The sequence below is a fragment of the Micromonospora sp. NBRC 110037 genome, from assembly GCF_001652995.1.
In the GTDB taxonomy this organism is placed as follows: domain Bacteria; phylum Actinomycetota; class Actinomycetes; order Mycobacteriales; family Micromonosporaceae; genus Micromonospora; species Micromonospora chalcea.
Window position 1 is genome coordinate 231,231 of the sequence record NZ_BBVA01000003.1, and the last position, 12,531, is coordinate 243,761.

Genomic DNA, 12,531 nt, shown 5'->3' on the forward strand with positions numbered 1-12,531 from the left:
GCGCTCGCGCTCACCGGCCGCTGCCCCGCGTGACCAGCAACATCGCCACGTCGTCGGCCAGCGGGCCACCGTTTATCTGCTCGGCGCGGCCCACCAGCCAGGCGGGCAGCTCGGACAGCGGCACCGCCCGGTTGGCCGGGTCGGCGAGCAGATCGGTCAGACCGGGCACGTCGAGCCGTTCGTCACCGCCGTCCACCCGGCCCTCGATGAGGCCGTCGGTGTACATCAGCAGAGACCAGTCGTCGGTGTCGAACTCCAGGTCGAAGGCGATCGGGCGGCGCGGCCGTACGCCCAGCAGCAGCCCGCCCCTGGCCGGCACCGGAGCAACAGTGCCGCCGCTGAGCAGCAGCGGCGGCGGGTGACCCGCGAGGCGTACGGTGGCCCGCGCCGACGCCAGGTCGAGCCGGGTGGTGGCCACCGTCGCGAAGATCTCCTGGAGGCGGCGCTCGCTCATCAGCACCTGCTCCAGCGCGGGCAGCACCTCGTCGTCCGGCACCCCGGCCAGCACCAGCGCCCGCCAGGCCACGCGCAGCTCGACGCCGAGCGCCGCCTCGTCCACGCCGTGCCCGCAGACGTCGCCGACGATCAGGTCGATCCGGTCCGGCCGGGTCTGCACCACGTCGTAGAAGTCGCCGCCGATCAGCGCGGCGTGCCGGCCGGGCCGGTAGAACGTGTGCACCGACACCTCGTCGGTGGTCATCAACGGCTGCGGCAGCAGGCCGCGCTCCAGGCGGGCGGACTCGGCCTGGCGCAGCTCCACCTCACGCAGCCGGCGGGCGTTCTCGTCGGCCCGCTTGCGCTCCACCGCGTACCGCAGCGCCCGGGTCAGCAGGACCCCGTCGACCTGGCCCTTGACCAGGTAGTCCTGCGCGCCCTCGGCGACCGCGACGATGCCCAGGTGCTCGTCGGACCGGCCGGTCAGGACGCAGACCGCCGCGCCGCTGGCCATCTCCAGCACCCGGCGCAGCCCGTCCAGGCCCTGCGCGTCGGGCAGGCCCAGGTCGAGCAGCACGCAGTCCACGCCCATCACCCGCTGCCGGGCCTCGCTGAGACTGGTCGCCACCAGCAGGTCGATCATCGAGTTGGTCTCGGCGAGCAGCTCGCCGACCAGGAAGGCGTCGCCCTCGTCGTCCTCGACCAGCAGCACCCGTAGCCGCTCGCCCGGCGGTACGCCGCCGTGCAGCCCCGCCCCGGCCGACGGCACGTGGACGGCGCCCGATGCGCCGGAACCCCGCTGCGGTCGGGTAACCGCCGCGAGTCGCGGGAGTTCGCTGGTGATGTCGGGCTCCTTCCGAATGCCCTGCTGATCCTGACTCAGACCACAGTCATACACAACGCGGCCGACACCGGCGCGGCGGAGCGGGTGACCGGTCCACCTCCACAGCGGCACGGTCGACAGACGATGTTACGCCGGGAGCGCTGTCACGCCCGCAGCGCACCGTCCGAGGACTGCCGCCGCAGCCCCCCGGGGGTGCAGGATGATGCCCACCCCGTTGATCCACCCCGAGGAGTCCCCGTGGGCGCACCCCCCACCCGTCCCGCCGACCGGGCGCTCACCAAGCCCCGCCGCCGGCTGACCAGCGCCGTCGCCGCGCTGATCGCGCTGCTCGCCGTCGGGGCGGGCGTCCTGGTCGGCCTCTCCACCCCGGCGCCGGCCCCGGCGGACGCGCCCGAGCGCGAGTTCAGCGCCGCCCGGGCGTACCGGAACGTCGAGGTGATCGCGGCCGAGCCGCACGTGGCGGGCAGCGCCGCGAACGACCGGGTACGCGAGCACCTGGTGGCGACGCTGCGCGGGCTGGGCCTGCAGACCGAGGTGCAGGACGCGGTCGCGCCCGAGGCCGGGCAGCTGTCCGGCGCGGCCGGCGGGGCCACGCTGGCGCGGGTCCGCAACGTGGTGGCCCGCCTGCCCGGCACCGATCCGACCGGAAAAGTGTTCCTGGTCTCCCACTACGACTCCGTGCAGACCGGGCCGGGCGGCAACGACGACGCCGCCGGCACCGCCACGATCCTGGAGGTGGCACGGGCGCTCACCACCGGCCCGCGCCCCCGCAACGACATCGTCTTCGTGCTCACCGACGCGGAGGAGGCGTGCCTGTGCGGGGCCGCCGGGTTCGCCGGCGACCACCCGCTCGCCCGCGACGGCGGGGTGGTGCTCAACCTGGAGGCGCGCGGCTCCACCGGCCCGGTGATCATGTTCGAGACGTCCCGGAACAACGCGAAGCTGGTCGAGGTGTTCGGCAAGGCCGCGCCGCACCCGGTGGGCACCTCGTTCGCGGTGGAGATCTACCGCGCGCTGCCGAACGACACCGACTTCACCGCGTTCCTCGACCGCAAATTCGTGGGCCTGAACTCGGCGTACATCGACGGCGGCGCGATCTACCACACCCCGCTGGACGTGCCGGCCCGGGTGGACCGGGGCAGCCTCCAGATGCACGGCGACAACGCGCTCGGCCTGGCCCGCGAATTCGGCCGCACCGACCTGGGCGACCTGAGCGCCGACCACGACGACACCTACTTCCCGGTGCTCGGCGGCCTGGTGAGCTACCCCGGCTGGCTGACACTGCCGCTCGCCGTCGCCGCGCTGCTCGCCGTCGGCGCGCTCGGCTGGCTCCTGCGCCGCCGTGGCCGGGCCACCGCCGGCACGCTCGCCGCCGGCTTCGGCCTCACCCTGCTGCCGGTCGTCGTGGCGCCGCTCGGCGCGTGGCTGCTCTGGGCCGCGATCACCACGATCCGCCCCGGGTACGCCGAGCTGCTCGACCCGTACCGCCCGGTCTGGTATCGGCTCGCCGTGGTGGCGCTCTCCGCCGCGGTGCTGTTCTGCTGGTACGCGCTGCTGCGCCGCCGCGTCGGCCCGGCCGCGCTGGCGTTCGGCGGGCTGGCCTGGCTCGCCGTGTTCGGAGTGCTGCTCGCGGTGGCGGTGCCCGGCGGGGCGTACCTGACGACACTGCCCGCCCTGGCCGGCGCGCTCGCCGGTTTCGCCGCGCTCGCCACCCGGCGCGACGGACCGTGGCCGGTGGTCGCGGTGACGCTCGCCGCCGCCGTGGCGGTGGTGATCCTGCTGCCGCCGGTGGTGCTGCTGTTCCCGGCGCTCGGCATGGGCATGGGCGCTGTTGCCGCGCTCGTCGCGGTGCTGCTCGGCCTCGCCGTACTCCCGGTGGTGGACCTGCTGCACCCCCGGGCCGGCGGCCAGCGCGGCCTGCTCGCGCTGCGCGCACGCCGGCTCGGCGCGCTGCCCGCCGCGGCCGCCGCGCTGGCCGCGGTGGTGCTCGCCGGGGTCGGCCTCGCCGTGGACCGCTTCGACGCCGCGCATCCCGTGCCGACCCACCTGATGTACGCGCTGGACGCGGGCACCGGCAAGGCGACCTGGCTCACCCGGGAGGAGAAGCCGCAGCCGTGGACCGACGGTTACGTCGACGGCACGGTCTCGATCGCCGACGACTTCCCCGGGCTGGGCGCGACCGAGTTGCGCGGCGGGCCGGCCACCGCAGCGCCCCTGCCCGCCCCGAAGCTGGACCTGCTCTCCGACACCCGCACCGGTGACCAGCGCGTGCTGCGGGTGCGCGTGACGCCGCAGCGGCAGGTACGCCTGCTCACGCTGCACGTCGACACCAGCACCGCCACCGTGCGGTCCGCCTCGGTGGCCGGGCGGGACCTGCCGGTCGAGCCGGGCGGCGGGAAGTGGGGGTTCGGGATCGTGTTCCACGCCCCGCCGCCGGAGGGTGTCGAGGTGACGCTGACGCTCGTGCCCGGCGCCGGGGCCGTTTCGGTGCGCGCGATGGACGCCAGTGACGGGCTCTCCGGGGTGCCCGGGTTCCGGGAGCGGCCGGAGGGTGTGGGCGTGGTCGGCTCGCACAGCTCGGAGATGCTGGCGGTGGCGCGCACGTACCCGCTCTGACCGCCGCTTACTTGCACCACCTCGCCGAAGTGGCGGTATCCCCGCGCCGGGATACCGCCACTTCGGCGTACTGGAGTGGATCAAGCTAGAGCAAGCCGCGCCCGATCGTGCTGACAGCGATGGGGCGGCCGGTAAACGGCCTGATGTTGAACGGCACTCTCCCCCGACTGCGCCATTAGCCATCCAGGAGTGCCTGAGCGCAACAACCAGGAAATGCTTACGAGCGGTAGTGCTTCGTGACAGACATCATGCCCTTGCGCCCGCTCATCTTCCTCGATAGCTTGCTACGAGCAACGGGCACCGGCCGCTCACGGAAGGTGTGTGGCCCAACTATCGGGGGATTCCTTGCGTCTGATTAAATTGCGGTCCGCTGTTGCGTCGATTCTCATAGCCGCAGGTCTGGTTGGAGTCGCGTCTCCTGCGAATGCCGCCGCAACCGCTTACCTGACCAAGTCGACGAAGCTTGCGCGGATCCCGGCGGAGGGCATGGCCACTGCGTGCATCTCCAGGCAGATCCAGCTCGCCTCGGGTACCTACTCGTGGGGTCACGTCATGCTCAACCAGGAAGGCTATCAGGAAAGAAGCATCTATCTCACTGCCGCGAACTACAACTGGAAAGAGTGCATTGATCCGCGTTCCGGATACTACACTCTCACCGGCTCCCTGCAAGTTATCGTAGACTCGGACCCCCTTCCGGCGGCCCACCTCGAACCGCTCGATATTGATATCCGCGGCATGAGCGATGAAGACCAGAATTGGACCTGGGGTAGCTACATAAACCCCAAGTTCTGACACGGACGGCGGTACGTGCCGGAGCACCCGGAAACGGCATGATCTTGCTTTCGGCCCCCTCTGAACGACCCAGGACGCAGGTCAGGCGGCATGCCGGTTCTACTTCCAGCGGAAATGCACGAACAAACGGCCGAAGTTCTTCGAGTCCTTTTCGACCCGGTGGTAGAGCTGCTTCACGTCCTTCTGGTCGAGGAACCGCAGCACCTTCTTCTTCAGCGCGCCCGACCCCTTACCCGGGATGATCTCCACGAGCGTGGCCTTCTTCGCCACCGCCTCGTCGATGATCCCGCGCAGCGCACGGTCGATGTCGTGGCCCTTGTTGTAGATGTCGTGGAGGTCGAGCTTGAGCTTCACGGTCCCATCCTAGGTACGCGGAAGGGCAGCCCGGGCGGGCTGCCCTTCCGCGTGATCAGTCAACGACCGACCTTGCCCTCCACCCGGCGCAGCGCGGTGGCGTAGTCGGTGTTCGTCGAGTACATCGCGGCCGCGATGCGCAGGTGCCGCAGCGCGTCCACGGGCCGGTTCATCCGCTCCAGCGTGCGGCCGAGCACGTGGTGCGCGTAGTGGTCGCTCGGGTCCCGGTCGACCAGCTCGCGCAACTGCTCCTCGGCCCGGTTGAGCTGGGCCGACTGGAAGTAGGCGCGGGCCAGCAGCTGCCGGACCGACGAGTTGTCCGGCTCGGCCTCGATGATCGGTTCGAGCAGCCGGGCCGCTCCGGTCGGGTCACCCGCTTCGAAGAACATGGTCGCCCGCCGGTACTCCGCCAGAAGATCCACTCGACCCACCTCCTCGTGTCGCGCCAGGCCTTGGTCCGACGCTGGCACAACACCGGCGGGAGCGCGAGTGTTCCTGCGGGGCGAAAGATCAGGTTGTGGGGTCGTACCGGCCGCCGACCAGGTCCCAGGCCCGGACACCGCCCACGATTCCGGCAGTGTTCGGGACGATCACCACGTCGTCGCCCATCCGGGCCACCTGCTCGGGCCGGATCAGCCGGGAGTTGCCGCCGCCGAGGTACAGCCGGTCCCAGCGGAACACCGGCCGCAGGCCGTCCACCACCTGCCGGATCCGCCGGGACCAGAACGCGTCGCCGAGGCGCCGCCGTTCCGGCTCCCCCACGTACGTGTCATAGGTGGTGTTCCACCGCACCGGCGCGTGCGACAGCTCCAGGTGCGGCGCCAGCACCCCGCCGTCGAAGAGCGCGCTGCCGAGCCCGGTACCGAGCGTCAGCACCAGCTCGCAGCCGGTCCCGGCGACCACGCCCGCGCCGTGCACCTCGGCGTCGTTCAACACCAGCGCCGGCACGCCGAAGGCCTCGGCCAGCGCGGTGCGCGCGTCGTACCCGGACCACTCGGCCAGCAGGTCCGGGTCGACGCGGCTGCGCGGCCCGGACCGGGTCACATAGTGCGGCGTGGCCACCACGACGCCGTGCCGGATCATGCCGGGCATGCCGACGGTGAGCCGGTCCGCCGTGGGCAGGCGGGCGCCGAGATCCAGCAGCGTCTTGACGAACAAGCCAGGCGGCAGCGGGTACGGCGTGGGCACGCGCAGCGGCCGGGCGCGCATGGTTCCGGCGGCATCCAGTACGGAGGCCTTGATCCCGCCGCCACCGCAGTCGATCGCCAGTGTGGTCACCACGGCTGTGAGTCTCCCTCAGATCGGTGCCGCCGCAAGCGTGGGTCGCGGTAATCCGGATGCGCGCGCCGGTAGGCTCGGTGCCCTGATGAGCGCCACGTTGATCGCCAAGGACCTCACCGCCGGCCACGGTGACCGCCTCCTCTTCGAAGACCTCGACCTGGTCGTCGCGCCCGGCGACGTGGTGGGTCTGGTCGGGGTCAACGGCGCGGGTAAGTCCACGCTGCTGCGTACCCTCGCCGGGCTGGTCCCACGCGAGCAGGGCACGGTCTCGCTCAGCCCGCCCACGGCAACGGTCGGCTACCTGCCGCAGGAGCCGGAGCGCCGGCCCGGCGAGACGGTCCGCGAGTTCCTGGCCCGGCGCACCGGGGTCAGCGCCGCGCAGGCCGCGCTCGACGCCGCCACCGAGGCGCTCACCGCCGGGGCGGCGGGCGCCGACGACGCGTACGCGAATGCTCTTGAACGCTGGCTCGACCTCGGCGGCGCGGACCTGGACGAGCGGGCCGCGCAGGTCGCCGCGGAGCTGGGTCTCGACGTCGGCCTGGACCACCCGATGACCGGCCTGTCCGGCGGGCAGGCCGCCCGCGCCGGGCTCGCGTCGCTGCTGCTCAGCCGGTACGACGTCTTCCTGCTCGACGAGCCCACGAACGACCTCGACCTGGCCGGGCTGGACCGGCTGGAACGCTTCGTCACCGGGCTGCGCGCCGGGACCGTGGTGGTCAGCCACGACCGCGAGTTCCTCACCCGCACCGTCACCCGGATCGTCGAGCTGGACCTGCATCAGCGGCAGGTCAACCACTTCGGCGGTGGCTACGCGGCCTATCTGGAGGAGCGGGAGGTGGCGCGCCGGCACGCCCGCGAGGAGTACGAGGAGTACGCCGACACGAAGGCCGACCTGGAGGCGCGCGCCCGCACCCAGCGGGCGTGGATGGAGAAGGGCGTCAAGAACGCCCGCCGCAAGGCCACCGACAACGACAAGATCGGCCGCAAGTTCCGCACCGAGTCGACCGAGAAGCAGGCCGCGAAGGCCAAGCAGACGGCCCGGCTGATCGAGCGGCTGGAGGTGGTCGAGGAGCCGCGCAAGGAGTGGGAGCTGCGGATGGAGATCGCCGCCGCGCCCCGCGCCGGCGCCGTCGTGGCCTCGCTGCGAGGAGCAGTGGTACGCCGTGGCGGCTTCACGCTCGGCCCGGTGGACCTGCAGATCGACTGGGCCGACCGGGTGGCGATCACCGGGGCGAACGGCTCCGGCAAGAGCACCCTGCTCGCCGCGCTGCTCGGGCGGCTGCCACTGGACGAGGGACACGCCGCGCTCGGCCCCGGCGTGGTGGTCGGCGAGGTCGACCAGGCCCGGGGACTGTTCCTCGGCGACCAGCCGCTGCTCGACGCGTTCGGTGCCGCCGTACCCGATCTCGCCCCGGCGGACGTGCGGACGCTGCTGGCGAAGTTCGGGCTGCGCGCCGACCACGTGCTGCGGCCGGCGGCGACGCTGTCCCCCGGCGAGCGGACCCGGGCCGCGCTGGCGCTGCTGCAGGGGCGCGGCGTGAACCTGCTGGTGCTCGACGAGCCGACCAACCACCTCGACCTGGCCGCGATCGAGCAGCTGGAGTCGGCGCTGGCGAGCTACCCGGGCACGCTGCTGCTGGTGACCCACGACCGGCGGATGCTCGACGCGGTAAGCGTCAACCGGCGGCTGCGCGTGGCGGACGGACGGATCGCCGAACACTGATCCATGCCGACCGGCGCGCGCGGGTCCACAATGAGCGCATGCTCAAGTGGGAGTACGCGCTGCTGGTCCGTCGTCGTCAACCCGCGTCGACCGACCTCGGGTTCGAGGTCGTCTTCATCTGGTACGGCCCGGACGGCTCCATGATCGACGTGACACCGTACGGCGACACCGCGCTGGCCCACCTGAACCGGGCCGGTGACCAGGGCTGGGAACTGGTCGCGATGAGCGAGGACCCGTCGCTGCCCGGCAACAACGAGCTGCACCGCTACCACCTCAAGCGCCCGAAGGCAGCGGCCGCCCAGCCGCGCCAGCGGATGCGCAGCTCCCGCACCATCCGCCGAACCCTCTCCCCCTGACCCCCTCCCTCCTCCCTCCCTCCCGCCCTCAGCGCGTCGATCTTGCAGTTGCGGCCCCTCGTCTGCCCCTTTTGCGAGCTTGGCCCGGGCCACAACTCCATGATCGACAGCGCCCGCCCCCAAGCCGCCCGTCGGAGCGTGCACCCCCGCCCCGAAACCGGCGGTGATCAAGGAGTTCGTGTGGACGTCGCCCTCGAAATAGGACACAAACTCCTTGATCAACGGGGTGGGGGGTCCTCTCGCGATCGAGGAGTTCGGGTCCATCCACGCCAACGCCAGCACGAACTCCTTGATCCCCGAGTCGCGGGAGATCTTGGAAGGAAAGTGCCCCCATGACCGCCGAAATCTTCCAAGATCTCGGGCGCGCCCCGGTGATCAAGGAGTTTGTGTCCTCGCGGGCGTCTTCTGGTGACACAAACTCCTTGATCAACGGGGTGGGGCGGGGCGGACGGCGGGACGGGGTGGAGGAGGACGGCGGACGGGTCGGGGCATATTGGGGTGAAATGGGGGTAACGGGCCGCCGGAGGTGGCGCATGGTGGCGATGGGGCAGACCGCGCTCTCGGGTGAGCGACTCCGGCAGACCGACGAGTTTCTCGCCGAGGCGTGGGCCGACCTGGTCCGGCACGACGAGCGGCTACGCGGGACGACCGTCGAGGTGCGCTTCGACCGGGGGGTGGCGCACCTGACCGGCGCGGTCGCCGACCCGGCGCAGTTGCGGCTGGTACGGGAGTTGATCGGCCGGCTGTCGGGCGTACTCGGGGTCTGGTGCCGGGTCGCCGTGGGCGGGCGGGCGCCGGTGGTGGTCGACCTGGGCTGCGGCGCGACCAAGCAGTGGCCGGGCAACCTGGGGCTGGACATCTATCCGGCGCCGGGGGTGAACGCGGTCGCCAATCTCGCCGGCTCGCTGCCGCTGCGCGACGCCTCGGTGGACGTGTTCTTCGCGGTGCACATCGTCGAGCACCTGATCGACTTCCTGCCACTGTTCGACGAGTGCCACCGGGTGCTGCGGCCCGGCGGTGTGCTCCACGTGATGAGCCCCTGGTGGCGGCACGTCAACGCGGTGGCCGACCCGACCCACGTACGCCTGCTGGACGTGCAGACGTTCAAGGGCATCTGCGGTCAGCGCCCGCCGGGTACGCCGCGCTGGTATCCGCTGCACGTCGGCTGCGACGGCGCGTCGGTCTTCGCCGACCTCACTCCCCTGCCCCCGGACGCGCCGCCCCCACCCGCATCCCACCTGGCCCGCTTCTTCGACTGACCCCGGCCGAGCCGGACCGACCCCGGCCCCACCCCGGACCCGGACCCGGACCCACCCCGGCCCCGGACCCACCCCGTCGATCATAAAGTTGGCGGCACTCAAGGAGATCGACATCGCCGCCAACTTCATGATCGACGCGGCCGGGACGCGGCTGGGACGCGGCTGAGACGCGGCCGGGACGCGGCCGCGACGCGGGGCTAGAGGGGGGCGGACTCTCGCAGGGCTAGGTGGTGAGGGGTTACCAACTCGCGGGGTGGGGAGTCGCGGTCGGGGCCGAGACGTCCGGCCAGGAGCTCGACCGCCAGGCGGGCGATGCGTTCCTTGTCGGGGGCGACTGTGGTCAGCGTCGGGATCGAGAAGCGACCGTCCTCGATGTCGTCGAAGCCGGCCACCGCGACGTCCTCGGGCACGCGCAGGCCCGCCTCGTGCAGGGCGCGCAGCGCGCCGAGCGCGAGCGTGTCGTTGAAGCAGAAGACGGCGTCGGGGCGTACCCCGGTGGCGAGCAGGTGCCGCATGGCGGCGGCGCCGTCCGCGCGGTACCAGGCCGGCGCGGGCGCCACCAGGCGGTCGTCGTACGCGATGCCGGCCTCGGCCAGCGCGGCGGTGTAGCCGGCCAGGCGGAGCCGGGCGCTGGCGCCCTCGGGGGTGCGCTGGGAGCCGATCGCGGCGATCCGGCGGCGGCCGAGCCCGATCAGGTGGGCGGTGATCTCCCGGGCGGCGGCCACGTTGTCGATCATGATGTGGTCGGCGGGGCCGTTGTCGACCCGTTCGCCGAGCAGCACCACGGGCAGGCCGTGCAGGGCGGCGAGGTCGTCGGAGGTGAGCGCGAGCGGGCTCAGGATCAGGCCGTCGATCATGTGGTCGCCGATGCCGCTGGCGGCCTTGCGCTCCTGCTCGGAGCCGCCGCCGGTCTGGTGGATGAGCACCGTCCAGTCGTGGTCGGCGGCGGCGGTGACGACGTGCCGGGCCAGCTCGGCGAAGTAGGGGATGTCGAGCTCGGGCACGGCCAGGGCGATCACCCCGGTACGCCCTTTGCGCAGGTTGCGGGCCGACAGGTTGGGCCGGTAGTTGAGCGCGGCGATGGCCTCCTCGACCCGGGCCCGGGTGTCGGCGCGTACGTGTTGGTAGCCGTTGACGACGTTGGAAACGGTCTTCACCGACACTCCGGCCCGCTCCGCGACGTCCTTGAGCCTGTGCCGCACTGAACTGTCCTCCCGGTGAACGCTGGCCGCACTGTACCGCCTCACGACGACGTGACGACCTCTTCACACGGAGAGTTACAACGTTGCAGAAATTCACGATCGATCAGGGCGGAGCCCTCCCGACCCGCGCGTCGAGAGGGCTCCGCGGTGCCCGCCTCAGGGGGTGGGGGCGGGCTCGGGGGTGTCCGAGTGCTCGCGCCGGGCGAGCCGGTTCTTGCGGTTGCCGTACCCGAAGTAGATGACCGCGCCGATCAGCATCCAGGCGAGGAACCGCAGCCACGTCTCGACCGACAGGTTCAGGCTCAGGTAGAGGCACGCCACGGCGGTGAGGATCGGCAGCACCGGCGAGAACGGCACCTTGAACGGCCGCTCCAGGTCGGGCCGGCGCTTGCGCAGGATCGGCACCGCGATCGCGACCAGCGTGAACGCGCAGAGCGCGCCGATGCTGACCAAGTCGGCCAGCGCCGACAGCGGAAGGAAACCGGCGAGCAGCGCCACCGCGACGGTCATGATCCCGGCGATCCGGTACGGGGTACCCCAGCGCGGGTGCACCTTGGCGATGGCGGGCGGGATGAGCCCGTCCCGGGCGATGGCGAAGCCGATCCGGCCCATGGCCACCAGGTCGACCAGGATCACGCTGGTGAGCCCGGCGACGGCGGCGATGGAGACGAGCACCGCGGCCCAGCCGGCGCCGACCGCCCGGAACGCGGACGCGATCGGCGCGCCCTCGTCGATCTCGGTGTACTTGACCATGCCGACCACGACCAGCGAGACGCCGATGTAGAGCACCGTGGAGATGAGCAGCGTGCCGAGCAGACCCAGCGGCAGGTCCCGCTTGGGCTTGCGGGTCTCCTCACCCAGGTTCGCCACGGCCTCGAACCCGGTGTACGCGAAGAACACCACGGCGGCGGCGGTGAGCACCCCGACGAAACCGAAGACGGAGGGCTCCAGCCCGAAGATGACCTGGGTGACCGGCTGCTTGATGCCGTCGTCCCCGGCGCCGGCCGGCTCGGCGGCCGGGATGAACGGGCTGAGGTTGGCCGCCTTGACGAAGAACAGCCCGGCGATGATCACGAAGGCGCAGATCGCCACCTTGACCAGCACCAGCAGGTTGGTGACCCGGGCGGACTCCCGGATGCCGACGATGGCGACCACGCCGAGCACCAGCACGATGCCGATCGCGCCGAGGTTGACGACGCTGCCCTCCTCGGCGAACCAGGCGCTGGGCAGGCCGAACAGGTCGGCGAGGTAGCCGGACCAGCCGCGGGCCACCACCGCCGCGCCGAGCGCGAACTCCAGCAGCAGGTCCCAGCCGATGATCCAGGCGACGATCTCGCCCATCGTCGCGTACGCGTAGGTGTAGGCGCTGCCGGCGGTCGGCACGCTGCTGGCCAGTTCGGCGTAGCAGAGCGCGGCGAGCAGCGCGACCAGGCCGGCGATGCCGAACGAGATCACCACGCCCGGCCCGGCGCTGTTGCGCGCCTCGACACCGGTGAGCGTGAAGATGCCGGTGCCGATCACGATGCCGATGCCGAAGCCCATCAGGTCGACCGCGCCGAGCCGACGCCGCAGTCCCGGCTTGCCGTCCTCGCCGTCGGCGTCGCCCTGGGCGAGCACGTCCCCGATCGGCTTGGTTCGCAGGACCGACATCTGATCACCTCCCCCGCCG

General features: G+C 72.0%; 11 protein-coding genes. 5 read left to right on the plus strand and 6 right to left on the minus strand.

All coding sequences use genetic code 11. The features are described 5' to 3' along the window. Positions 1 to 10 precede the first annotated feature (10 nt). Positions 11 to 1,204: a PP2C family protein-serine/threonine phosphatase gene (locus A4R25_RS11075; RefSeq protein ID WP_064446658.1), complete on the minus strand. Its 1,194-nt coding sequence runs from the start codon at positions 1,202 to 1,204 to the stop codon at positions 11 to 13. Between the two features lie 312 nt (positions 1,205 to 1,516). On the opposite strand from A4R25_RS11075, the gene A4R25_RS11080 reads away from it, so the two are divergent. Beyond that, complete coding sequence (locus A4R25_RS11080) at positions 1,517 to 3,895, plus strand: M28 family peptidase (protein WP_064446659.1); 2,379 nt, start codon at positions 1,517 to 1,519, stop codon at positions 3,893 to 3,895. 552 nt (positions 3,896 to 4,447) lie between these two features. Then, entirely contained in the window at positions 4,448 to 4,687 is a 240-nt protein-coding gene (locus A4R25_RS31450; protein WP_147265155.1) for a hypothetical protein, read from the plus strand. Positions 4,688 to 4,786: 99 nt separating this feature from the next. On the opposite strand, the gene A4R25_RS11090 is transcribed toward A4R25_RS31450, so the two are convergent. The 3 genes from A4R25_RS11090 to A4R25_RS11100 form a co-directional block, all read right to left on the minus strand. Continuing rightward, positions 4,787 to 5,041, minus strand: coding sequence for a Smr/MutS family protein (locus A4R25_RS11090; RefSeq protein ID WP_064446661.1), 255 nt, complete (start codon positions 5,039 to 5,041; stop codon positions 4,787 to 4,789). A gap of 59 nt (positions 5,042 to 5,100) precedes the next feature. Then, on the minus strand, positions 5,101 to 5,463 hold the full coding sequence (locus A4R25_RS11095; RefSeq protein WP_018787684.1) for a M48 family metallopeptidase: 363 nt from the start codon (positions 5,461 to 5,463) through the stop codon (positions 5,101 to 5,103). An 88-nt stretch (positions 5,464 to 5,551) separates the two neighbouring features. Further along, a complete protein-coding gene (locus tag A4R25_RS11100; RefSeq protein ID WP_064446662.1) occupies positions 5,552 to 6,322 on the minus strand; it encodes an ROK family protein in 771 nt (256 codons plus the stop codon). Between the two features lie 85 nt (positions 6,323 to 6,407). On the opposite strand from A4R25_RS11100, the gene A4R25_RS11105 reads away from it, so the two are divergent. The 3 genes from A4R25_RS11105 (at position 6,408) to A4R25_RS11115 (ending at position 9,660) form a co-directional block, all read left to right on the plus strand. Continuing rightward, positions 6,408 to 8,045: an ABC-F family ATP-binding cassette domain-containing protein gene (locus A4R25_RS11105; protein ID WP_064446663.1), complete on the plus strand. Its 1,638-nt coding sequence runs from the start codon at positions 6,408 to 6,410 to the stop codon at positions 8,043 to 8,045. A gap of 38 nt (positions 8,046 to 8,083) precedes the next feature. After that, entirely contained in the window at positions 8,084 to 8,401 is a 318-nt protein-coding gene (locus A4R25_RS11110; protein ID WP_043328117.1) for a hypothetical protein, read from the plus strand. Positions 8,402 to 8,934: 533 nt separating this feature from the next. Next, positions 8,935 to 9,660, plus strand: a complete 726-nt coding sequence (locus A4R25_RS11115; protein WP_043328114.1) for a methyltransferase domain-containing protein — start codon at positions 8,935 to 8,937, stop codon at positions 9,658 to 9,660. A gap of 197 nt (positions 9,661 to 9,857) precedes the next feature. Here the strand turns inward: A4R25_RS11115 and A4R25_RS11120 are convergent, their stop codons facing one another. Beyond that, positions 9,858 to 10,862, minus strand: a complete 1,005-nt coding sequence (locus tag A4R25_RS11120) for a LacI family DNA-binding transcriptional regulator (protein WP_064446664.1) — start codon at positions 10,860 to 10,862, stop codon at positions 9,858 to 9,860. Positions 10,863 to 11,018: 156 nt separating this feature from the next. Beyond that, positions 11,019 to 12,512 carry an amino acid permease gene (locus tag A4R25_RS11125; protein ID WP_064446665.1) on the minus strand — a complete coding sequence of 498 codons (1,494 nt, stop codon included), beginning with the start codon at positions 12,510 to 12,512 and terminating at the stop codon, positions 11,019 to 11,021. Positions 12,513 to 12,531 lie beyond the last annotated feature (19 nt).

Coding starts and splice junctions, on each gene's coding strand:
- A4R25_RS31450 (WP_147265155.1), top strand. CDS start 4,448: ATGCTCAACCAGGAAGGCTATCAGGAAAGAAGCATCTATCTCACTGCC.
- A4R25_RS11105 (WP_064446663.1), top strand. CDS start 6,408: ATGAGCGCCACGTTGATCGCCAAGGACCTCACCGCCGGCCACGGTGAC.
- A4R25_RS11110 (WP_043328117.1), top strand. CDS start 8,084: ATGCTCAAGTGGGAGTACGCGCTGCTGGTCCGTCGTCGTCAACCCGCG.
- A4R25_RS11115 (WP_043328114.1), top strand. CDS start 8,935: ATGGTGGCGATGGGGCAGACCGCGCTCTCGGGTGAGCGACTCCGGCAG.
- A4R25_RS11125 (WP_064446665.1), bottom strand. CDS start 12,512: ATGTCGGTCCTGCGAACCAAGCCGATCGGGGACGTGCTCGCCCAGGGC.